This window comes from Sulfitobacter marinus, assembly GCF_900116285.1.
In the GTDB taxonomy this organism is placed as follows: Bacteria; Pseudomonadota; Alphaproteobacteria; order Rhodobacterales; family Rhodobacteraceae; genus Sulfitobacter; species Sulfitobacter marinus.
Genome location: NZ_FPAJ01000004.1, coordinates 436,270 through 458,313, shown reverse-complemented (window position 1 = coordinate 458,313; position 22,044 = coordinate 436,270). Strand labels below are relative to the sequence as shown.

The following is a 22,044-nucleotide window of genomic DNA, read 5'->3' as shown; positions in this document are numbered from 1 at the left end:
TGTTTCCTTTTCAGTGCCGCTGCCGCCCCCGAGGGACCATTGGTAGACTAACGAGGGTGGGCGCAGATCGGTTCCCAGCAGGGCTGTTTCGCGCAATTGTGCGATCTTTGCACTGTCCTTTCCCCACCCCCAATGTCACGATCACCGTCATGAAGTTATTCTCCGGAAAATCACGTCCCGTTCATCTTGGCCCCTACCCGCTTGAGCGGCTGCACAGGGAAACCCAGCCGCATGTGGATTTACCAGATTTAACGTTTCCCGAAGTCTCGTTTTCAGCGCCCCACCGCCCCGCAAGCATCATCAATGCGATGGGTCCATTCCAAGCGATGATGGATGCGCTGCGTTCAGGCGCGGTGAACAGTACACACGCCGAGATCCCCGATGATCCGCTCGAACGGGCGCGACACCTCAAGGCTTTTGGCTATTATAATGACGCCTCGATGATGGGCATCTGCGCCCTACCGCCAAGCGCACTTCTAACCGCCCCCCGGACCAACCCTGATGTCGCCGCATTGGTCGAGGATCTGAAGCATCGCCAGACAACGACCCTTGCCACAGGCATTGACGCGATCATGGCCGACCTGCGCGATACTGCAGGCGCAGATGCTGGCGCGATTGCACACCATACCCACGCGATTGTTGTGCTGGTCGCCTACCCACGCGATCCGTCCAAGGACGAAGCTGGCAGCGATTGGATCACCGATGCACAAGCCCAACGCGCTGCGTTGCGCGCGACCGAGAACGCAACCGTTCTGGCTGAATATCTCCGCATCCTCGGCTTTGACGCGCGTGCCCATTCGGTAACCTCCAGCGATGTGCACCTCCCCAAACTGGCGTTGGCGGCGGGCCTATCGGTGATGCAAGACGGCACGCCCTGCGTACCATGGCTGGGCCAGCGTTTTGGCCTTGCAGCGATCACCACTGACATGACCTTGGCCCCTGACCTGCCGCTATGTCCGCTTGCGCAGCAACCCGCATCCGTGTTGCGCGGCCACGTCTGGCAGCTTGGCACCCACGGCGGGGCCAGCGCGCGCAGTCACGATCCCTATGCGCGGCGCGCCTTTGTCGATGGCCCGCATCCGTTTGAAACGCTCAAACGCGTAGACAACCCCACCACCTATATCGATGCCCCAAATGTGCCGCGCATCCCCAAGCGCACGGACATGTTTGCGCGCGGCCAGTTTGGCGACATGGGTCCCAAGGTGCAGGACGCCATGAAAGGCGGACAACATATCGTCAAATCCGCCCCCGCATCGGCACAGCGCCGATTGCTGGGCGCGCTGATCCTGCTGCAAAAAGGCACGCCAGCCCCAACCGTTCTGGACGCAGACCCGCAGCGCAATGCCGCCAATCTGAAGGCGGCGGCATATTTTCTTGGCGTCGATGCCGCCGGGTCCTCTGCCTGCCCGGATTGGACATGGTACAGCCATGACGCCACCGGCACCCCTATCGTACCGCCCCACGATCAATCGCTTGGCCTGATCATTGATCAAGGCTTTGAAACCATGGAGGGCGCATCCGGCGATGACTGGATCAGCACCGCCCAATCCATGCGTGCTTACCTACGGTTTTCGGTGCTGGGCGGCATTCTGGCACAGCATCTGCGCAACCTTGGTTTTGACGCCAAGGCACATACGGTAATGGATGGCGACGTTCTTCAGCCGCCGCTTTTGCTGCTGTCCGGCCTGGGCGAGGTCAGCCGGATCGGCGAGGTGATCCTGAACCCCTTCCTTGGCCCCCGCCTGAAATCCGGCATTGTGACCCACACCATGCCCGTGACCCATGACAAACCTATCGATTTCGGCCTGCAAAAATTCTGCGAAGCCTGCAATAAATGCGCCCGTGAATGCCCGTCAGGTGCGATCACGGCAGGCCCGAAAAAGATGTTCAACGGCTATGAGATCTGGAAATCAGATAGCCAGAAATGCGCGACCTACCGGATCACCAACAAAGGTGGCTCCATGTGTGGGCGCTGCATGAAAACCTGCCCGTGGAACCTCGAAGGGCTGTTCGCCGAGGCCCCGTTTCGCTGGGCCGCCAGCACCATCCCAGCTGCCGCACCGCTGTTGGCGCGGCTGGATGATGCCTTGGGCCGTGGCGGGCTGAACCCTGTCAAGAAATGGTGGTGGGACATCGAACACCAGCGCGGCGGCGCGGTGACGGCCCCCACCCATCCGGTCAATGCCCGCGACCTCCAACCCGACTTGAAGCTGCGGGCCGAGGATCAGACCTTGGCGGTCTACCCGGCCCCGCTTGCCCCGCATCCGTGGCCCTATCCTGACCCGATGAACCGCGAGGCCGGGATCAAGGCGCATGCCGCCCTGCTTACCGCAGACGAACACCGCGCCCGCAGTGCCGCTGGGGCAACCGATCACTTGCATCTTTATGATGCAGGCACAGACACGCCGGTGCTGGATCTGCGCATCGGACGCGTCCAACAGCTAAGCGACGCGGTCACCCTGTATGATCTGGTGCATCCGGACGGCCACGACCTGCCGGAATGGACCGCAGGCGCACATCTTGATCTGGTGGTGGCCCCTGAATACTTGCGCCCCTATTCGCTGCTGGGCGATCCTGCCGACCGGACACGCTACCGCATTGCCGTCCTGCGCGAAGAAGAAGGGCGCGGGGGTTCAGCGCTACTTCACCGTATCTTCACCCAAGGCCGACGTGTGTTTGTTTCAGCCCCCACAAACCACTTCGAACTGATCGAAGACGCCCCCCACAGCCTGTTGTTCGGCGGTGGTATCGGCATTACGCCCATGATTGCCTTTGCCCACCGTCTTCATTCAATCGGCCAGCCCTTTGATTTGCACTACTCTGCCCCGTCCCGCGCGGCGGCCCCGTTTATCGACATGCTTGCGCGCGTCCCTTGGTCAGACCGTGTTCGCATACATATAAGTGCGGAAAACACCCGTGCCGATATGCCAGCCCTACTCTCGACAGCGGTCAAAGGAACCCATGTCTACACCTGCGGCCCTGACGCCTATATGCAAGCGGTGATGGACGCTGGCAGAGCAAGCGACTTGCCGGGTGACAACCTGCACCTAGAATACTTCGCGCCCCCCACGGTGCCCGAGTACATCAACCATCCCTTCACCCTGCGCCTGACCGATGGCCGCGAAATCCCGGTTACCGCTGATCAATCGGCCAGCGACGCGCTGATCGCCGCGGATATCAAACTGAACATTAAATGCGCGGATGGCATATGCGGTGTGTGCAAATGCAACCTGCTGTCAGGCAAGGCTGAACACCGCGATTTCGTCTTGTCCGCCAAACAACGAGAGACCGAGATTATCCTTTGCCAATCCCGCGCGGCAGACCCAAACGGCGTATTGGAGATCGATTTATGACCCGCGCCGCTTTTGGATCCGATGCACCCTTCTGCACGATTTCGCCCACGGTCATAGCGCCGATGATAAAACCTGACCCTGATTTCCAAATGGTCTAAAATCCTCGCCGAAGGCTCCGCCGATTGCCACCAGCGCTGACAGCGCTTATATCGCGGCTAACCCTCCCAATAAGGCCAGCAAACATGACATTCGACCGCTCTATCAAAATCGCCCCCTCTATCCTTGCCGCTGACTTCGCGAATTTCGGGGCCGAATGCGAAGCTATTGAGGCGCAAGGTGCAGATTGGGTTCATGTCGATGTGATGGATGGGCATTTCGTGCCCAATATCAGCTTTGGCCCAACCACCTGTGCTGCCATCCGCCCGCACATCAAGGGCATCATGGATGTGCATCTGATGATCGCCCCTGTTGATCCCTATATCGAGGCCTTCGCAAACGCCGGGGCCGACTTCATTACCGCCCATGTCGAGGCAGGCGCGCATATTCACCGTACCTTGCAGGCGATCCGTGGCGCGGGCGCAAAGGCGGGTGTAGCGCTGAACCCCGGCACGCCAGCCTCGGCTGTCGAACACCTGCTGGATATCACCGATCTGGTTTGCGTGATGACGGTGAACCCCGGCTTTGGCGGGCAGAAATTCATCGATATGTCGGACAAGATCAAAACGCTGCGCGCGATGATTGGTGATCGTCCGATCCATATTGAAATTGATGGCGGCGTCGATGTGAACACAGCCCCCACTGTGGCGCAGGCGGGTGCCGATGTTCTGGTTGCAGGCTCTGCCGTGTTCCGGGGCGGGTCCGTGTCGAACCCCGGCCCTTACGGCGATAACATCCGTGCGATCCGCGAAGCGGCGACAGGCGTGTACGTCTAAACGCGAAGCGACACCGAGACTAAGAAAGAAAAAGGCCGGTGCCCCCACTACAGGGCCCGGCCTTTCTTGTGTCATGCGCGCCAGCTTAGGCCATTTGGTCTTTAAACGTCTCAAGCAGCTTGTGCTTCAGGATCTTGCCTGTTGGTGCCGCCGGAAGGGCCGTGCCAATGATGATATGTTTGGGCCGTTTATATCCCGTCAGCCGCTCCCGCACAAAAGCGCGCAGATCTTCCGGGTCCAGACTGTCCCCTTCAGCGATCTGCACAAAGGCCAGCACTTCTTCATCGCCATCCTTGCTGCGTCCGATTACAGCGGATTGGATCACTTGCGGGTGGTCGTTGATCGCGGCTTCGACCTCGGGGGGGTAGACGTTAAAACCGCCGTGAATGATCAGCTCTTTCGAGCGGCCCAGAATATGCAGGAAACCGTTCTCGTCCAGCTTGCCCAGATCGCCGGTGCGCAGCCAGCCATCCGCATCGACCGCTTTCGCAGTCTCGGTCGGGTTTTTGTAGTACCCCTTCATGATCTGCGGGCCACGGGTCATCACTTCGCCTGCGCCAACCCCGCCGCCTTCGACCGTTTCGTCAATCTTGACCTCGATCCCCGGCAGGGGCGGACCGACCGAGATATCAGGCGATCCGATCGGGTTCGAGGTCGCTGATGTTCCTGCCGCCGTTTCGGTCATGCCATAGCCGTTCTGGATGGCAACGCCATAGAATTCTTCCGCCTTGCGTTTCCATGTTGGGTCAAGCGGTGCCGCCCCGGATGAGACATAGCGTAACGTCTTCGAGTTCAGCTTCGTCAGGCCTTGTTCCTTGGTGTATTGCATCAACAGGGCATGCATCTGCGGCACAGCCGACAGGAAATTCACCCCTGATGTCAGCGCCTTATATAGCTTCTCCGCCGAAAACCGCGCCTCCAGACGTACTTCGGCACCGATATAGCAGGACGCCGTCAGCACCGAACACAGGCCGAAAACATGGGTCAGGGGCAATACGCCATACACCACATCCCCTGGGGCCATGCAGCGCAGGTTTGCCGATGTCATACCGCCAAACCGCACATTTTCATGGGTCAGCATCACCCCTTTGGGATCGCCTGTGGTCCCCGTAGTGTACAGCAAAACCGCCACATCGCTTAGGTCAGCATCTGGGTTGCTGGCGGTGGGCGTGGCCAGATGCAACGATCCGAATGCGCCGGTAATTTCAGACGCGCCCATCCGTTCCGCGTGTTTGACCGCATCGGGCGACGCGCCCGTTGTCATCAAGATGGCGGCAGGTGTGGCATGGTCCAGAATGCGTTTGACTTCGCCTTCACTTTGCCGCGCATTGACCGGGATGATCACCGCACCGGCCTTCCAGGTGCCAAAGACCGTGGCCACCGCAGCGCCGCAGTTTTCAGACAACATCAACACCCGGTCATTGGGTTTGACCCCTGCCGCTTTTAGCGCCTCGGCGATGGCGTCTGACGCTTTACCAAGCTCGTTAAAGGTCCAGCTTGTTCCCACGCTGTCCGACAGCGCCTGAGCATCGCCTCGGGATGTGATTTGTTGTGCAAGATATTCCTCTACACGTGCCATAAGCTCTGCCTCCTCGCAGGTCATTTCCGCCTTTGGTCTTTTCAAACCTCAAAGCACATATTCACGCCGACTGGTTTTCAGCCGCCATAATTTGGTTTGCGTTTTTCCAAGAACGCGGCGATGCCTTCAGCGGCCTCGTCTGCGCCAGCCGCATGGGCCATGGCGTTGCGTTCTGCATCCAGTTGCGCGGCTTCGGTCACGTCATAGCCTTGTGCGACCAGCCCCCGGATCACCGATTGTGCCTGCCGTGGGCCTTGGGCCAGACGGTCGGCATATGCCATCGCCCCGTCCATCGCCGTGCCCGGTTCGGCCAGCGCATTTACCACGCCCAGATCATGCATGCGATCAACCGTGACAGGCTGCGCCAACAGGCACATTTCCATCGACAGTTGCCGCGGCAATGCACGCGCAAGCGACGCAGTCAGCCCGCCATCGGGGACCAGCCCTGCCTTGACATAGGCAGCCGTGAATTTGGCACCCTTCGCGGCGACAATCAGATCGCAGGCCAACGCAAAGGACAGGCCCGCACCAGCGGCACCCCCTTCGACAGCGGCAATCACAGGTACAGGGCAACCACGAATGGCGCGCACCACATCATGCAGTTCGTCGATCTTGCCGCGACGTTCGCCTTCGGCCAGATCGCGGCGTGCGATCAATACGTTCAGGTCACCGCCAGCGCAGAAAAAATCGCCCTCGGATGTCAGGATCACGGCACGTACGCGCGGCTCAGATGCGAGCGCTACAGCCTGCGTGATGCAGGCATATAGTTCTGGCGACAGCGCGCCGCGTTTATGGGCATTGCCGTTCCAGACGATGATCCGGTCGCCCTTGTCTTCAATCCGTGCGCTCATGTCAGTTTCTCCTGTGGGACACGTTTGAACACGCCCGTCGATGTAGCGATCACGGTGCCGTCTTCGTGGACCAGTTCGGCATCAATATACAGCAAGCTGCGCCCGCCGCCCTTGATATAGCCGGTCGCAGTTACCCGCCCCGGTTTACCCGCAGCCAGAAACTGCGTGGTCAGCGAGATCGTCAAAAACGGGTTTCTGCCGGTTGGATCAACACTTAGCGATCCGGTCATGCCGCAGGCATTGTCGAGCAATGTGGCCGCGATACCGCCATGAAGAACCCCATGGCGGTTAAGATGTTGCGGACCCAAATCAAGATAGCAGCGCCCGTGGGCCGGATCGGATATGTCAACGACATACCCGACCAGCGTTTGGGTGCCTGTCTCGTCCCGGATCAGCAAGCTTTCGTCAGGCTGCTGCAATGGCAATGTATCGCTCCAGATGGTGGTCTGTATCGCCAAAGCGGTGGTCTGACATGATGATACGCTTGGCGATATGGGCCAGTTCGTATTCCTGGGTCATGGCAATGCCGCCGTGCATCTGAATGCTGTCTTCGGCAACCAGACGGCCCGCGCGGCCCAGCAGGTTTTTCGCCGCAGACACATGGCTTTCACGGCTTTTATAGCCTTCCTCCAGATGACCCGCTGCAACGATCACGGCAGAACGTGCCTGCTCCATCTCGATCAGCAAATCGGACATGCGATGTGCCAACGCTTGGAACGTGCCGATTGGCTTGCCGAACTGTTTGCGCGTCATCAGATAGTCGCGTGTCAGACGGCACGCGGTTTCCATCGCACCCAGCGTTTCTGCGCAGATCGCAACGTTCGCCGCGGCAACGCGCGCTTCGATTGCTTTGAACGCCTTGCCTGCTTCACCCAGACGGGCCGAGGCAGGAACGCTGACATCATCCAGCGTGATTTCGGCCGCACGGCCACCGGCCAACAATGCGTAGCCTTGCAATGTGATGCCTTTGGCGTCCGCAGGAACGAGGAACAGCGAAATGCCATTTTCATCGCCAGCGTCACCGCTTTCGCGGGCCGAAACAACCAACATGTCTGCGTTCTCAGCGTTCACGACAACAGCCTTGCGACCGTTCAGTACGACGTTGTCGCCATCGACCTTAGCCGTGGTGGTGACGCGGTTCGTGTCATAGCGGCTGGCAGGTTCACCATGGGCGAATGCCACTTGCAACGCGCCACCGATAATTTCCTCGACATGGGCTTTTTGGTCATCAGTGCCCAAATCGGCAATCAGACCACCGCCCAGAACGGCAGTGTCCAAGAACGGTTCAACCACGCCCGCGCGGCCCAACTCTTCGAACACAACCGCGATGTCGAAACCAGCGCCGCCAAAGCCGCCCTGATCTTCAGTGAACAGCGCGCCGATGACGCCCAGCTCGGCAAGGCCGTTCCAGATATCAGCGGAAAAACCCGTGTCGCTTTCAAGGATCTTGTTGCGCGTTGCGGTATCGTATTTGTCACGCAGGAAACGGCGCAAGCTGTCTTGCAGCATTTGGCGCTCTTCTGTCAGGTCAAAGTTCATGCTCCACCTCCCATCGTTGTTTTGGCAATGATCTGGCGCTGGATTTCGTTCGAGCCACCAAAGATCGACAGTTTACGGTTGTTGAAATATTGCGCGGCGACGGGGCCGGCATTCAACGGATCAGGCAGGTTAAGGTTCGACCCTTCGATCGCCTCGGATGCGAACGGCATCGCATAGGCACCCGCAGCGCGGCGGGCCAGATCATTGATTTCCTGACGGATGATCGTGCCTTTGACCTTGAGCATGGACGATTCAACACCCGGTGCCGCACCTGCCGCCGCCTTGGAGACGATGCGCAGGTTTGTCGTGCTCATCGCCATCAGGTCAATCTCGACCCGTGCTACACGTGCCGCAAAATGCGGGTTTTCGATCAGGGGACGACCGCCCGCCATTTCGGCGCGCGCGATGCGTTTAACCGCAGTCAGACCCGCCTGAGAGAACCCGACGCCCGCAATATTCGTGCGCTCGTGGGTCAGCAGATACTTGGCATAGGTCCAGCCTTTGTTCTCTTCGCCGACCAGATTTTCGACGGGCACTTTCACATCGGTGAACCACACTTCGTTCACCTCGTGGGTGCCGTCCAGCAGGATGATCGGGCGCACTTCGACGCCGGGTGTTTCCATGTCGATTAACAGGAAGGAAATGCCTTCTTGCTGTTTCACGGTCTTGTCGGTGCGCACCAGACAGAAAATCATGTTGGCGTGCTGGCCAAGCGTGGTCCAGGTTTTCTGACCGTTGACGATGTAATGCGTGCCTTCTTCGTTCAGCACGGCCTCGGTCTTGAGCGACGCAAGGTCGGACCCGGCACCCGGCTCGGAGTACCCTTGGCACCACCAGTCTTCACCCGCCAAGAGACGTGGCAACCAGTAATCGTTTTGCTCTTGCGAGCCGAATTTTTGCAGCACGGGGGCCAGCATGGACAGACCAAACGGCACGATGCGCGGGGCGTAATGCGCGGCGGCTTCTTCCTCAAAGATGTGACGTTGAACAGCATTCCATTCGGCACCGCCAAATTTCTTGGGCCAGTTCGGGGCCAACCAGCCCTGCTTGTTCAGAATGGCATGCCATTCTTCCTGACCCGCTTTGCCCAGCTCTTCCCCTTTGCGAATTTTGTCGCTCATTTCTTTGGGAAGCTTCTCTTCTAGAAAGGCGCGCACGTCGGCGCGGAATGCCTTTTCTTCGTCGCTATAGCTCAGATCCATTAATCTTTCCTCCGGTTTATGTCGTTCGGGCATTGCGCCCTTGTTCATTTATTTTGCGGCGTCTTTGTTCAAATCATCAAAGCTGCGACCCTCGACCACCAGCTGTTTCAGCAACGGTGCGGGCTCCCAGAACCATGCGTCTTCCTTGGCGTAGCTTTCGATATCGGCCAGCACCGCCGGTAGCCCTTGCAGGTCCGCCCATTTCATCGGGCCACCCCAATAGCGCGGAAAACCATAGCCAAACAGCAGCACCATATCGATATCAAGCGGGCGTTTCGCGATGCCTTCCCCCAGTAATCTGGCGGCTTCATTTACCATCGCAGCCATGTAGCGGCGGGTGATCTCCGCGTCGGTGAAATCACGCGGTGTTATGCCCAGCTCAGTACGTTCGGCCGCGATCAGTTCAGGAACTTCTGGGTTGGGCACAGAGCCTCGGGTGCCCTTTTCGTAGATATAGAAACCTTTGCCGGTCTTCTGGCCAAAGTTACCCGCTTCGCAGATTTTGTCGGGGTATGTCGGCACACGTTCTGCCGGATGACGGGTCGCCGCCTTGCGTTTGCGCGTGGCCCATCCGATATCAAGACCCGCCAGATCGCCCACGGCAAACGGCCCCATGGCAAAGCCGAAATCAACCAGTGCCTTGTCAATCTGATAGGGCGATGCGCCGTCCAGCACCATGTGATCGGCGGCTGTCCGATAGGTCGCCAGAATGCGGTTGCCGATAAATCCATCGCAGACGCCAGCGCGCACAGATATTTTGTTCAGCGCCTTGCCAAGGGCAAAGCCTGTAGCGACCACTTCAGGCGCGGTCTTGTCTGCGACAACGACCTCGAGCAGTTTCATGATATGCGCCGGAGAGAAGAAATGCAGCCCGATTACATCCGCCGGGCGCGACGTGCTGGCTGCGATTTCGTCGATATCCAGATAGGATGTATTCGACGCCAAAATCGCGCCGGGTTTGCACACGGCGTCCAGCTTGCCGAACACCTCTTTCTTGACGCCCATGTCTTCAAACACGGCCTCGATCACCAGATCAACCAAGGCAAGGCTGTCATAGTTAATCGACACTTCTAGCGCCGTGGTTGTCATCGCGTCGAATTTCATCTGGGTGATCTTGCCACGTTTCAGGGCACCCGACAGGTTGCCCGCAATGCGGCCCCGTGCAGCTTCGGCGGCGTCGGGTGTCATCTCGATCAAGATAACGTTGAAACCGGCCAGCAAGGCGGCTGTGGCAATGCCGGCCCCCATGGTGCCACCACCGATGATCCCGATGGATTGCAGCGCGCGTGGCTCAACGCCTTTCAGCTCGGGCAGGTTACCGACAGCACGTTCGGAAAAGAACGCGTGGATCATGCCCTGACGCTGATCCGTTTCCATCAGGTCCATGAACATTTTACGCTCGGCCAGCATCCCCTCATCAAAGGGCAGCTCCGACGCGGCTTGAACCGCACGTACCGCTTGGGCGGGTGAAATCTGGCCACGGCCCTTTTTCAGCGTCCCGTCATAGGAAGCATCCCAGTCAATCGGTTCGGGTGCAGGCATTTCGCTAACCGCGCGGCGCGGGGCCGCGTCAGCGATCAAGCTTTCGGCATAGGCCAGACCGACCTCTTCAGGGTCGCCCTCGGCAACCTTGTCAATAATGCCCAGCTTCAACGCTTCATCCGCTTTGACCTGACGGCCTGTGGTGATCAGATCAAGCGATGCATCCACACCAACCAAACGCGGCAAACGTTGGGTGGCACCGGCACCGGGGATCAGACCCAAATGCACTTCTGGCAGGCCGACACGGGCAGAGGGTTGCGCAACGCGGTAATGGGCGGACAGTGCAATCTCAAGACCGCCGCCCAAGGACACGCCATGCATCGACGCGACCACGATCAGCGGAGATGCTTCGACCCGTTTGCACACGTCGGGCAGATAGGGCTCCAGCGGTGTTTTCCCGAATTCGGTGATGTCAGCACCGGCGATAAAGGCGCGGCCCTCGCCAACGATCAAGACAGCTTTGACGCCGACGTCAGCCTCGGCCTGCGCCATGCCCGCAACCAGACCTTCGCGCACGGCATGTGACAGCGCATTTACCGGTGGGTTCTGAATACGCAGCACGGCAACGTCGCCTTTGCGTGTGTATTTGATCTTATCGCTCATCTGTCAAATTCCTGTCTGTTCTTTTAGTCGCGGCGGCTCAGCGCCGGGGTGCGGCCTGTGCGTTGTTCAAGTGCGCGCACCAGATCGCGCAGCGCGGGGCCGACTTCGTCTCGGATCCGGTCATCGGATAGATCGCTGGGCATTGCCCCGCAGGTAAACGCCACCGGTTCGCCAAATTCCTCGGCGAAATAGGGAACGCTTACGGCATTAATGGTGCTGGCATAACGCGTACCCTTGAGTGCGTATGTGAAACCATGCTCGACCAATTGTGAATATCCCTCCGAACGGAACTGTCGCATATCCTTTTCGGGCGTCAACTGCGCAAAGCGTTCTTGGCCAAGTGACGCCACGACGGCCATGCCAGACGAGGACCCAAACACCGGAATCCGGTGCCCCGGCTCGAGCCAGATGGTGGATGCATTGCGCGGACGCCACGTGCGCACGAGCAACATTTTAGAATCGTCACGCACCGCGACCAGCGCCAGCGTGCCCGTGTCATCGGCCAGTTTCTGCATCGCGTCAGACGCCAGATCGAGAAAGTTCACCGCAACAGATGCAACAGACCCAAGCGCAATGGCCGACGGCCCCAAACGAAACCTGTCATTGCGCCCGCCGTGGCTAAGATACCCCAATTCGCACAAGGTATAGGTCAGCCGCGACACGGTGGGTTTTGGCAGGCCCGTCCGGTCAGATATCTGCGCATGGGTCAGCCCGCTATCGCTTGCCCGAAAGGCCCGTAAAATGGCCAAACCACGGGCAAGCGTGTTTGCAAACTTGCGATCTGTCCTGTCGGAGTTCATCGCGCGCCCAAGGGGATCAGCAATGAGATCATCGGGAACGACATGATCAAAGCCAGGACGATAACATCAACGCTCAGAAAGCGGGTGATCCCGGCAAAGATCTTGTCGATCGGAGCGTCTTTGCCGACCACGTTGGCAATCACGAACACGTTCAGACCAACGGGCGGGGTAATCAACCCGATCTCAAGCAGTTTGATCACCACAACACCGAACCAGATCAGGTTCAGGTCATAACTTTCGACCAGAGGGATCATCAGCGGCAACGTCAGAACCATGATCCCAATCGGATCAAGGAACATGCCAAGCACCAGATAGATCACCGCAATCGCCAGCATCAGAACCACAACAGACAGCTGTGCATCGGATACGACGTTCACGATCATCGGGGCCACGTTCGTCAGCGCGATAAAGGCCACGAAAATCTTGGCACCCGCGGCGATAAAGAAAATAGCAGATGTCTGAATGCAGGTTTCCTTGACCGCGTCCCACAAGCCTTTCAGGTTCAGTTTGCCTTGGGCAAACCCGATCAGCGTGGCCGCAACGACGCACACGGCTGCCGCTTCGGTTGCGGTAAAGATACCACCATAGATGCCACCGATGATCAGCACGAACAGCATGACCGCAGGCCAGCTTTCCATCGCTGCCCGAAAGCGTTCCTTTGAGGAATAGCGCACATCGGTTGGTGGTGCGATTTCCGGCGAACGCCAGACCCAGATCGCGATGACAAGGATAAAGCCGGCCAACGTCAACAAGCCCGGCAAAACGCCTGCAAGAAACAGTGAGGAGATCGAGGTTTCAGTGAAGATGCCGTAAATGATGAACAAAACCGATGGCGGGATCAGCGACCCCAATGTGCCGCCCGCCGCAACAGATGCCGTGGCCAGACGCGGGTCATAGCCCATGCGCAGCATTTCGGGCGTGCAAATCCGACCCATCGTCGACGCGCAAGCAATCGAGCTGCCGGTAATGGCCGAAAACCCACCACAGCCCATGACCGATGCCATGGCAACGCCGCCGGGCAGACGGGTCAGCCAGACCTTGGCCGCGTGGTAAATCTTGGTCGTGATATCCGCGCGATAGGCAATATGCCCTAGCGCCACAAACAAGGGGATCATCGATAGATCATAGGAATGGATCAGGTCGAACGAGTTTGAAAACACCATAGATGTGGTGGCGCGGATTGCACGTTCCGGCATGAAGGTGCCGGTGCGAAACGCAAAGATAAAGAAGGTGCCAACTGTCGCGACCGACGCCAAGGAAAAGGCGATCGGCACGCGCATGGCCAGCAAGAAAAGAACCGCGCCAAACGCAATCAGACCGATGGTTGCAGCGTCCATTACAGCACCTCTTTTTCAGCAAGGGCATCAATTGTGTGGTTTTGTTCGTCCGATACGATACCCCCCGACAATATCGTGCGGGTATCACGGATCGCCAGTTCGGCCAGACGCAACCAACAGGCCCCAATACCGATGATAAACAACAGACGTCCGGGCCATTTCGGCAGGTTCAGGTCACCATAGAAAAAGCTGCCTTTTTCCCAAACACTTAGGAATTCGCGGGTGCCAGCGTAAAGCAATGCTGCCAAGGCAATCAGCCCCATCACCGACCCGATCACGATCAGCCAGGACCGCAAACGTGGCCCAAACTGATCAGAAATAAACGCGACACTGATATGTGCGCGGTTGGCCGTCGCGGCACCAAGGGGCAGAAGGATGGCCGCGACCATCAATTCCCGCACCATGGTGACGCTGTCGGGCACGCTTGAGGAAAAGACAGCACGCGCGACCACATTGGTTGTAATCAAGACCCCCAACAGGATGACCGCAATCGCACCCAACCCCAGCAGGATTTTCTCTAGTGGTACCAACATGGTCCCGTCCCTCCCTCAAGATATGTGCTTAGTTACCGGACTGTGCCCAAGGATAGCCGTTTGTATCACGCTCCTGCGTGTATTTGGCGATCAACGCGGCGTAGTCTTCGAGCATCTTATCACCCGGCAGGCCGGATGCTTCAGCTGTTTCGACCCATGCAGCCAAGAACTTTTGACCGCCCTCAACCAACTTTGCCCGCTCCGCGTCAGGCAGTTCGATGATTTCAACGCCTTGCTCTTTCATCGACGCAATAGCCTTGTCGTTGGCGATGGTGATCATACGGCCAAATTCGTCAGCCATATCTGCGCCAGTTGTGGTCAGAACCTCTTGTTGCTCGGCTGTCAGGGAATCGAACATGTCTTTGTTCATAAAGATACCCACGCCGCCAACCTGGCCCCAGTTCAACATCGTGTAGTTGTCCATGACCTCGGCCTGCTTAAGCGCAGAAACCGCGTAGGAATAGCCTTGGCTACAATCGATCAGGCCGGTGTCCAGACCTTGGTACGCGTCATAGATCGACATGTTGACCATGTTCGCGCCTGCTTCGCCGAACACTTTGCCGTATGCGCCCACACCGCGCACTTTCTTGCCTTCGATGTCAGCTACGGAACGGATCGCGTCGCCTTTGCAGCCGATGTTAACCTGGCTGGTGGTCCATGTGCCGATATAGACAAGGTTCTTTTCGGCAAGGTTCTCGGCGACAGCTTCGTTTGTGCGCATCAGTTCGTCTGTGGCGCGCATGCCAACCCAAGCATCGGGGTTGTTGACGGGCAGATCGGCGATGCCATAGGCGGCCATCTCTTGCGGGTAGTAAACCGCGATAACGGAACCCGTGTCCGCAACGCCATCAGCGAGAGACTGAACCGCTGCGTTCGCTTTGAACAACGCGCCACCCCATTGGATGTCCATGCGCAGATCGCCGGACGAACGCTCTGCCACTTGGTCGGCGAACCACTGCAACGCATTTGCGCGCGCGCCGCGGTTCGGGCCTGCTTCACCGTGGATCAGCACGGTTTCTGCGCCAGCCACAGAGGCGGCAAACCCCATGGCAGCGGCGAAAGATAGTTTTTTGATAAAGGACATGAATTTCCCTCCCAAGAAATTTGTTTTACTATGTAAAACTTGGTTTCACTATGTCACGACGGAACCTAGAACCGGAGATGGGAACGCGCAAGCGGATATTGCGCCCCCACGCAAATTACGTGCGGAGCGCGAATATAGGTTAATCTTTCAACTACTTAGACGGTTGGCGCGATATCAGCCGCGCTGATACAGAAAGCAACGCCCCTCGACCGCAGCTTGGGGCAAGGGAATCTCTTGCAGGTAGTCGAAATACATCCGGTCGCTTGAAACCATGACCCCGCCGCGATCCAGAAGCGGTTCGATATATGGCGATATCGCGCGGGCAAAGGCATCGTTTTTCGCCAGGTTATGACCGCCCAGATCTGCATGGATAAGCCGCGCCGTGGCACCGAAACGTTTCAACGCCTCGGGAAGCGTTTCGTATACATCCCCCAGAAACACCCGGTCCTCTGCCGGGGTACTGTCCGGGTTTGACGCGATTGCCCGCTCGAAAACATAAATATCACGCTCTGGCATGATCTCTCGCATGTGGTGGAAAGTGCGGCCATTGCCCAAGCCCAGCTCGAATACCGGGCCGGGTTGGCCTGCGGTGATTTCAGCGGCGTGATCAAGGCAGGCGCGCTGCGACACCATGCGGTCGATAAATAGATCCAGACGACTCATTTTTAGGCTCTCTTTCTCTTTTGCCACTCGGGCATTCACTGCTCGGGCCGTTCATAGGTAGTGCCCTTAGGTTAAAGACCAAGGCCCCTAGACGCAGAAGCGTTTATCGGCTTCACTCACTAGCGTGACAACATGTTTTAACGCTTTTGGATCCAAATGACTGTCCTGTTGGAAGTGAATGACCTGGCAATCGGGTTCGGCGACGCCCCTTCGGTTGTGGATGGCGTTAATTTTTCCGTGAACGCAGGCGAAACGCTGGCCTTGGTCGGTGAAAGCGGGTCTGGTAAGACGCTGACCTGCCGGTCTGTATTGCGCATTCTCCCCGATGCTGCGCAATTGCGCAGCGGGTCAATCAACTTTCACGGTGAAGGTCGGTCTGCCGATCTGATGTCTTTGCCGGAAAAGACAATGCGTAACATTCGCGGCGACTGCATTTCGATGATTTTCCAAGAACCGATGCGCGCGCTTTCCCCCCTGCACCGTTTGGGCAATCAGGTGGCCGAAGTCTTGTGCCTGCACCGCAGCATGGGCCGCGCCGAGGCCAAGCGCCGCGTTTTGGAACAGTTCGAACAGGTTGGATTTGTAGACCCTGATCGGGCGTGGTGCAGCTACCCGTTCGAGATGTCAGGCGGTATGCGCCAGCGTGCGATGATCGCCATGGCGATGGTGGCAAAGCCCGAATTGCTGATCGCAGATGAACCGACCACCGCCTTGGATGTGACCACGCAGGCGCAGGTCTTGGGCCTGATCCGTCGCCTGCAAAAAGAAACAGGTATGGGCGTGATCCTTGTCACCCATGATCTGGGTGTGGTCGCCAATATGGCGCAGCAGGTCGTCGTTATGAACAAGGGCCGCGTCATGGAAAGCGGGCCTGCAACAGATGTGTTGGGGGCACCGGCACATCCCTATACGGCCAAGCTGTTTGCCGCCGCACCGATGATTCCCGAGGTCGCGGCCCCGGCCCGCGCGCCCAGTCATGATGATGTCATCCTTGATCTGCGCAACGTATCGAAGACCTATACCATGCGGGCGGGCGGTTGGCGCAAACCCGTCAGCATCCCCGCATGCCAAAATGTTGACCTACAACTGGAACGTGGCAAGACCCTCGCCATTGTCGGTGAGAGCGGATCAGGAAAAACCACCTGCGCACGGATAGCCATGGGTGCCGAAACGCCCGATCTAGGCGGCGAGGTGTTATTCCGACCAGAGAGGAACGCCAACACCATACCGGTTCACACGATGAACAGCGCCGAACGCATGTCCTTCCAACGCCAAGCGCAAATGGTGTTTCAAGACCCATACTCATCGCTTAGCCCGCGGATGCGCATCCAAAAGACGTTGACCGAACCAATGGAAATTCATGGCATCGGGACGGCCAGCGAACAGCGTGAAAAAGCGGCCGAGATGTTAACCTGGGTCGGGCTGGATGCCAGCATGATGCGCCGTTTCCCCCACGCTTTTTCCGGTGGGCAACGCCAGCGATTGTCGATTGCCCGCGCGCTGACCTTGGACCCGAAATTGCTAATCTGTGACGAACCGACCTCGGCCTTGGATGTGTCAGTCCAAGACCAAATCCTGTCGCTGCTCGAAGACATCCGCGAACGTGCGAACCTAAGCTATCTGTTCATCAGCCATGATCTGGCCGTTGTGGCGCGGATCGCGGACGAGGTCGCGGTGATGCGCGCGGGCGTTATCGTTGAACAGGCCGCCCCCGATACATTGTTCTACAACCCGCAACATCCCTATACCAAAGCGTTGATTGCCGCCCAGCCAGAGCCTGATATCAGCCGCCCGATCGACCTTGATCTGGTGGCCCGGGGGGCCGGATCGCCGCGCCTGTGGCCGGAGGCATACCGCTTTGAAGGGATAGAGGCCCCCGCGTTGCGTGAATTGGAACCCGGCCACAAAGTCAGATGCCATGCGTAAGCTCGCCCTTGCCCTTTCGCTCCTCACCTCGCCGCTTTGGGCGCAACCCACGTTGCCGCCTCTCCAAGAAAGCTCGTTCTGGGCGCAAGAGGTCGACAGCGGCAACATGCCCCCGATTGAAGCCCGCCTGCCCCGCGAACCGCTGATCATCGATCTGGCGGCAAAGGGGCGTAGTTTTGGCACCCAAGGCGGCACCTTGCGTACCTTGGTGTCGCGATCCAAAGACGTACGGCAGATGGTTGTCTATGGCTATGCGCGACTGGTCGGGTATCAGTCGGACTATTCGCTGGCCCCCGATATTCTAAAATCGGTCGATGTCGCAGAGGGGCGCAAATACACGCTACATCTGCGCGACGGCCATCGCTGGTCAGACGGTGCGCCGTTCACGTCGGATGATTTCAAATACTGGTGGGAAAACGTCGTTAACAACGCCGAAATCACCCCCAGTGGCCCGCCCGATTTCATGTTCGTCGAGGAAAAACTGGGCCGCGTCACATTCCCTGATCCGCTGACGGTTGTATTTGAATGGGACGACCCGAATCCCGATTTCCTGCCGCTTCTTGCGCAGGCCAGTCCGCCCTTTATCTATCGCCCTGCACATTATCTGAAGCAGTTTCACATCGATTTTGCCGACCCTGACACCCTATTCCAAGAAGTTACAAGCGCCCGCGTCAAAAGCTGGGCCGCGCTGCACAACAAGCGCGACAACATGTATAAATTCGACAATCCGCAACAACCGACATTGCAGCCCTGGATTAACACCAGCAACAGCGATGGATCACGCCAGCTGTTTGTCAAAAACCCGTATTACCATCGCATCGACAGTCGCGGCATCCAACTGCCCTATATCGACGTGGTGAATATGGATATTGTCGGTGGCGGGTTGATCGCGGCCAAGGCCAATGCGGGCGAGGTTGACCTTCAGGCGCGCGGTTTGGATTTTCCTGACATTTCGATATTGAAAAAGGGCGAGGTGGACGGCGGCAAATACAAGGTCCTTTTGTGGGCCAATGGTGCCGCCAGCCAGATCGCCATTTACCCCAACCTGAATTTTGCTGACCCGGTCTGGCGCGAGGTGATGCGCGACGTGCGGTTCCGCCGCGCGCTTAGCCTTGGCATCGACCGCCGGATGATCAACCGCGCGCTCTATTTTGGCCTCGCCCAAGAGGGCGGGATGACCGCACTGCCGCAAAGCCCGCTGTATAACGAGGCCGATTTACACGCATGGGCGGCGTTCGACATCGACGCTGCAAACGCGTTGCTCGATGACATGGGTCTGACCGAACGCATGCCGTCAGGATTGCGCAAACTACCTGATGGCAGGCCGATGGAATTCGTGGTGGAAACCGCCGGCGAACGTAGCGAGGAAGAAAACGCGCTGGCCATCATCACCGACACGTGGCGTGACCTTGGCATTCGTCTGATCATGCGCCCGCTCGACCGCGATATCCTGCGCAATCGCATCTACGCAGGCACCACGATGGCAGCCGTCTGGTTCGGTTGGGATAATGGCATCCCCGGCCCGGCAACATCGCCCAAATACCTCGCCCCGACCACTCAGGAATTTTTTGCCTGGCCCAAGTGGGGGCAGTATTATCAAACAATGGGCCAATTCGGCGAAGCCCCCGGTCTGCAACCGGCCCAAGAGCTGATGGATTTGGCAAACGCTTGGACCCGCGCTGAGGAAACCCGAGAGCGTACCGAGATTTGGAAACACATGCTTGCGATCCATGCCGAACAGCAATTTGGCATCGGGATACTTTCCAAGGCACCGCAACCCGTTGTCGTATCCAACCGTCTCATGAACGTGCCGCAGGAAGGCGTTTGGGCCTATGACCCCGGCGCGCATTTCGGCATCCACCGCATTGATGAATTTTATTTCAAAGACCCCCTCGTACAGGTGAGCAAATGATCTTTCTCAGATACGCAGTCTGGCGTTTTATCACCATGCTCCTGACCCTCGCGGTTGTGTCGGTTCTGGTCTTTGTCATCATCAACCTGCCGCCGGGCGATTATCTATCAAACCAAATCGCCGAATTGCGCGCAACCGGTCAGGCCTCAGGTGTGGCAAAGGCCGAATTTCTCCGCCATGAATATTCGTTGGATCAGCCACTTTGGAAGCAATATTTGATCTGGGCCGGTGCTGCCCCCGGACCGCAAGGATACGCAGGTCTGCTGCAGGGCAACTTTGGCTGGTCGTTCGAATTTGACCGCCCCGTCGGTGAAATCGTGGGCGATGCGCTGTGGATGACGGTGTTGGTCAATCTTTCCGCGGTCTTGTTTGTGTACCTCATCGCCCTGCCCTTGGGCGTTTTGGCGGCGGCCAAGTCTGAAACATGGGTCGATTATACCGCCGGGTTTATCGGCTATCTTGGGCTTGCGACGCCCAATTTTCTGCTCGCGCTGATCCTGTTCTACTACGGGCATCGCTATTTCGATCTGCCCATTGGCGGCCTCATGGCCCCCGAACTTGAGGGCCAACCGATGTCTTGGGCCAAGGTACAATCCATCCTGTTGCATCTGATTGTGCCCACCTTTGTGATAGGTACCGCCGGTGCGGCTGCAATGATGCAGCGGCTCCGCGCGAACATGCTGGACGAGCTGGACAAGCCCTATGTCGATACGGCCAAAGCCAAAGGGCTAGGCCCCGCGCGACTGTTGGCAAAATATCCGCTGCGCATGGCGTTCAACCCGTTCGTGGCGGACATCGGTAATCTACTGCCTGCGATGATCTCGGGCTCGGTTCTGGTATCGGTTGTGCTGGGCCTGCAAACCATCGGCCCGGCGCTGCTGATCGCGCTCAAATCCCAAGACCAGTTCCTTGCCGCCTTTATCCTGATGTTCGTGGCGCTGCTGACGCTGATCGGCACGATGATCTCAGACATGTTGCTGGTCTTGCTGGACCCACGCATCCGCTATGGGGCACGTGGATAATGGCAACGCAGCCCGATAACCGCTTTATTGACACCACGCCCTGGACGGATGTGGTTGACCTCTCCGCGCCCGAACGCTCGGATATGGATGCCTCGGTCGCGCGGCTGATGTGGCGCAAATTCCGCCGCCACAAACTGGCGCTGGTGTCCGGGCTGTTTCTGGCCTTTTGCTATCTGATCCTGCCGATCGCTGGTTTCATTGCGCCCTACACGCCGAACGAGCGTAATGCCGAACATCTCTATTCCCCACCGCAAAGCATCAATCTGTGGCACGAGGGAGATTTCATCGGCCCCTACGTTTACGAGACGACAGGCACCGCTGATCTGGTGAACTTTCGCTGGGTCTATGAAACCGACAAAACCAAACCGCGCCCGCTCGAGTTTTTCTGCAAAGGCGAGACCTATCATATCTTCGCCCTGATCCCCTCGAACACCCATCTGTTCTGTGCGCCAGAAGGGGCAACCGTTTTTCTGTGGGGATCCGACCGGTTGGGCCGCGATGTGTTCAGCCGCATCCTCTATGGCGCACAGTTATCTTTGACAGTTGGCCTGATCGGCATCACGGTTTCATTCGCACTGGGCATCTTCTTTGGATCACTGGCCGGCTATTTCGGCGGCAAGACTGATTGGATCGTGAACCGCATGATCGAAGTGCTGCGTTCGCTGCCTGAACTCCCGCTCTGGCTCGCCCTCTCTGCGGCTGTCCCGTCCAACTGGGGGCCGGTGTCCGTTTTCTTCATCATATCGATCATCTTGGGTATTCTGGATTGGCCCGGCCTTGCCCGTGCTGTCCGCTCCAAATTCCTAAGCCTGCGCGAAGAGGAATATGTAAAGGCCGCTGAAATGATGGGGGCAAAACCAGCGCGGGTCATATGCAGGCACCTGTTGCCCAACTTCATGTCCCATCTGATCGCCAGCGCGACTCTGTCCATTCCTGCAATGATCCTTGGCGAAACCGCGCTCAGCTTCCTTGGCCTTGGCCTGCGCGCACCCGCCGTCAGTTGGGGCGTCATGCTGAACGACGCGCAAAATCTGGCCAGCATCGAAATCTACTGGTGGACGGCCATCCCGATGCTCCCGATCATCGTTGTAGTACTGGCCTTCAACTTCCTTGGCGACGGCCTGCGCGCCTGCCTGGACCCTTACAAAAGCTAAGCCATCTTCTCTGGCTCATAAATATCCCGGGGGGTGCGGGGGGTGGCCCCCGCGTCGGTCCGGTTGCCAAAG

17 protein-coding genes are annotated in these 22,044 nt (G+C 58.3%); 6 read left to right on the top strand and 11 right to left on the bottom strand.

The genetic code is table 11. From position 1 onward, the window contains the following. Positions 1–149: 149 nt before the first annotated feature. Complete coding sequence (locus BM347_RS13645; protein WP_093916999.1) at positions 150–3,353, top strand: 4Fe-4S dicluster domain-containing protein; 3,204 nt, start codon at positions 150–152, stop codon at positions 3,351–3,353. 182 nt (positions 3,354–3,535) lie between these two features. Then, the gene (rpe, locus tag BM347_RS13640) at positions 3,536–4,225 is read left to right on the top strand and encodes a ribulose-phosphate 3-epimerase (protein ID WP_093916998.1); all 690 of its coding nucleotides are present in this window, start codon (positions 3,536–3,538) and stop codon (positions 4,223–4,225) included. An 85-nt stretch (positions 4,226–4,310) separates the two neighbouring features. Here the strand turns inward: rpe and BM347_RS13635 are convergent, their stop codons facing one another. From BM347_RS13635 to BM347_RS13585, 11 genes are all read right to left on the bottom strand, one after another. Next, positions 4,311–5,804: a class I adenylate-forming enzyme family protein gene (locus BM347_RS13635; protein WP_093917095.1), complete on the bottom strand. Its 1,494-nt coding sequence runs from the start codon at positions 5,802–5,804 to the stop codon at positions 4,311–4,313. A 77-nt stretch (positions 5,805–5,881) separates the two neighbouring features. After that, a complete protein-coding gene (locus tag BM347_RS13630; RefSeq protein ID WP_093916997.1) occupies positions 5,882–6,655 on the bottom strand; it encodes an oxepin-CoA hydrolase, alternative type in 774 nt (257 codons plus the stop codon). Further along, on the bottom strand, positions 6,652–7,080 hold the full coding sequence (locus tag BM347_RS13625; protein WP_093916996.1) for a PaaI family thioesterase: 429 nt from the start codon (positions 7,078–7,080) through the stop codon (positions 6,652–6,654). The genes BM347_RS13630 and BM347_RS13625 overlap by 4 nt, the downstream gene beginning before the upstream one ends. Next, complete coding sequence (locus tag BM347_RS13620; protein WP_093916995.1) at positions 7,061–8,194, bottom strand: acyl-CoA dehydrogenase family protein; 1,134 nt, start codon at positions 8,192–8,194, stop codon at positions 7,061–7,063. The genes BM347_RS13625 and BM347_RS13620 overlap by 20 nt, the downstream gene beginning before the upstream one ends. Continuing rightward, on the bottom strand, positions 8,191–9,396 hold the full coding sequence (locus BM347_RS13615) for an acyl-CoA dehydrogenase family protein (protein ID WP_093917094.1): 1,206 nt from the start codon (positions 9,394–9,396) through the stop codon (positions 8,191–8,193). The genes BM347_RS13620 and BM347_RS13615 overlap by 4 nt, the downstream gene beginning before the upstream one ends. Before the next feature lie 48 nt (positions 9,397–9,444). Continuing rightward, complete coding sequence (locus tag BM347_RS13610) at positions 9,445–11,541, bottom strand: FAD-dependent oxidoreductase (RefSeq protein WP_093916994.1); 2,097 nt, start codon at positions 11,539–11,541, stop codon at positions 9,445–9,447. Between the two features lie 23 nt (positions 11,542–11,564). Next, positions 11,565–12,341: an IclR family transcriptional regulator gene (locus BM347_RS13605; protein WP_093916993.1), complete on the bottom strand. Its 777-nt coding sequence runs from the start codon at positions 12,339–12,341 to the stop codon at positions 11,565–11,567. Continuing rightward, complete coding sequence (locus tag BM347_RS13600; protein WP_093916992.1) at positions 12,338–13,678, bottom strand: TRAP transporter large permease; 1,341 nt, start codon at positions 13,676–13,678, stop codon at positions 12,338–12,340. Before BM347_RS13600 ends, BM347_RS13605 begins: the two co-directional genes overlap by 4 nt. Then, the gene (locus BM347_RS13595; protein WP_093916991.1) at positions 13,678–14,211 is read right to left on the bottom strand and encodes a TRAP transporter small permease; all 534 of its coding nucleotides are present in this window, start codon (positions 14,209–14,211) and stop codon (positions 13,678–13,680) included. The genes BM347_RS13600 and BM347_RS13595 overlap by 1 nt, the downstream gene beginning before the upstream one ends. A 28-nt stretch (positions 14,212–14,239) precedes the next feature. After that, a complete protein-coding gene (locus BM347_RS13590; RefSeq protein WP_175498576.1) occupies positions 14,240–15,295 on the bottom strand; it encodes a C4-dicarboxylate TRAP transporter substrate-binding protein in 1,056 nt (351 codons plus the stop codon). A gap of 174 nt (positions 15,296–15,469) precedes the next feature. Continuing rightward, a complete protein-coding gene (locus tag BM347_RS13585) occupies positions 15,470–15,958 on the bottom strand; it encodes a class I SAM-dependent methyltransferase (protein WP_093916990.1) in 489 nt (162 codons plus the stop codon). Positions 15,959–16,114: 156 nt separating this feature from the next. Here BM347_RS13585 and BM347_RS13580 point away from each other — a divergent pair, with 156 nt between their 5' ends. Genes BM347_RS13580 through BM347_RS13565 form a run of 4 tightly spaced genes read left to right on the top strand, consistent with a single transcriptional unit; the run spans position 16,115 to position 21,972 of the window. Continuing rightward, on the top strand, positions 16,115–17,884 hold the full coding sequence (locus tag BM347_RS13580; RefSeq protein WP_093916989.1) for an ABC transporter ATP-binding protein: 1,770 nt from the start codon (positions 16,115–16,117) through the stop codon (positions 17,882–17,884). Beyond that, on the top strand, positions 17,877–19,796 hold the full coding sequence (locus tag BM347_RS13575; RefSeq protein WP_093916988.1) for an ABC transporter substrate-binding protein: 1,920 nt from the start codon (positions 17,877–17,879) through the stop codon (positions 19,794–19,796). Before BM347_RS13580 ends, BM347_RS13575 begins: the two co-directional genes overlap by 8 nt. After that, positions 19,793–20,818 carry an ABC transporter permease gene (locus BM347_RS13570; RefSeq protein WP_093916987.1) on the top strand — a complete coding sequence of 342 codons (1,026 nt, stop codon included), beginning with the start codon at positions 19,793–19,795 and terminating at the stop codon, positions 20,816–20,818. The genes BM347_RS13575 and BM347_RS13570 overlap by 4 nt, the downstream gene beginning before the upstream one ends. Next, the gene (locus BM347_RS13565; RefSeq protein ID WP_093916986.1) at positions 20,818–21,972 is read left to right on the top strand and encodes an ABC transporter permease; all 1,155 of its coding nucleotides are present in this window, start codon (positions 20,818–20,820) and stop codon (positions 21,970–21,972) included. Before BM347_RS13570 ends, BM347_RS13565 begins: the two co-directional genes overlap by 1 nt. Positions 21,973–22,044 lie beyond the last annotated feature (72 nt).

Coding starts and splice junctions, on each gene's coding strand:
- BM347_RS13645 (WP_093916999.1), top strand. CDS start 150: ATGAAGTTATTCTCCGGAAAATCACGTCCCGTTCATCTTGGCCCCTAC.
- rpe (WP_093916998.1), top strand. CDS start 3,536: ATGACATTCGACCGCTCTATCAAAATCGCCCCCTCTATCCTTGCCGCT.
- BM347_RS13635 (WP_093917095.1), bottom strand. CDS start 5,804: ATGGCACGTGTAGAGGAATATCTTGCACAACAAATCACATCCCGAGGC.
- BM347_RS13630 (WP_093916997.1), bottom strand. CDS start 6,655: ATGAGCGCACGGATTGAAGACAAGGGCGACCGGATCATCGTCTGGAAC.
- BM347_RS13620 (WP_093916995.1), bottom strand. CDS start 8,194: ATGAACTTTGACCTGACAGAAGAGCGCCAAATGCTGCAAGACAGCTTG.
- BM347_RS13615 (WP_093917094.1), bottom strand. CDS start 9,396: ATGGATCTGAGCTATAGCGACGAAGAAAAGGCATTCCGCGCCGACGTG.
- BM347_RS13610 (WP_093916994.1), bottom strand. CDS start 11,541: ATGAGCGATAAGATCAAATACACACGCAAAGGCGACGTTGCCGTGCTG.
- BM347_RS13605 (WP_093916993.1), bottom strand. CDS start 12,341: ATGAACTCCGACAGGACAGATCGCAAGTTTGCAAACACGCTTGCCCGT.
- BM347_RS13600 (WP_093916992.1), bottom strand. CDS start 13,678: ATGGACGCTGCAACCATCGGTCTGATTGCGTTTGGCGCGGTTCTTTTC.
- BM347_RS13595 (WP_093916991.1), bottom strand. CDS start 14,211: ATGTTGGTACCACTAGAGAAAATCCTGCTGGGGTTGGGTGCGATTGCG.
- BM347_RS13590 (WP_175498576.1), bottom strand. CDS start 15,295: ATGTCCTTTATCAAAAAACTATCTTTCGCCGCTGCCATGGGGTTTGCC.
- BM347_RS13585 (WP_093916990.1), bottom strand. CDS start 15,958: ATGAGTCGTCTGGATCTATTTATCGACCGCATGGTGTCGCAGCGCGCC.
- BM347_RS13580 (WP_093916989.1), top strand. CDS start 16,115: ATGACTGTCCTGTTGGAAGTGAATGACCTGGCAATCGGGTTCGGCGAC.
- BM347_RS13575 (WP_093916988.1), top strand. CDS start 17,877: ATGCGTAAGCTCGCCCTTGCCCTTTCGCTCCTCACCTCGCCGCTTTGG.
- BM347_RS13570 (WP_093916987.1), top strand. CDS start 19,793: ATGATCTTTCTCAGATACGCAGTCTGGCGTTTTATCACCATGCTCCTG.
- BM347_RS13565 (WP_093916986.1), top strand. CDS start 20,818: ATGGCAACGCAGCCCGATAACCGCTTTATTGACACCACGCCCTGGACG.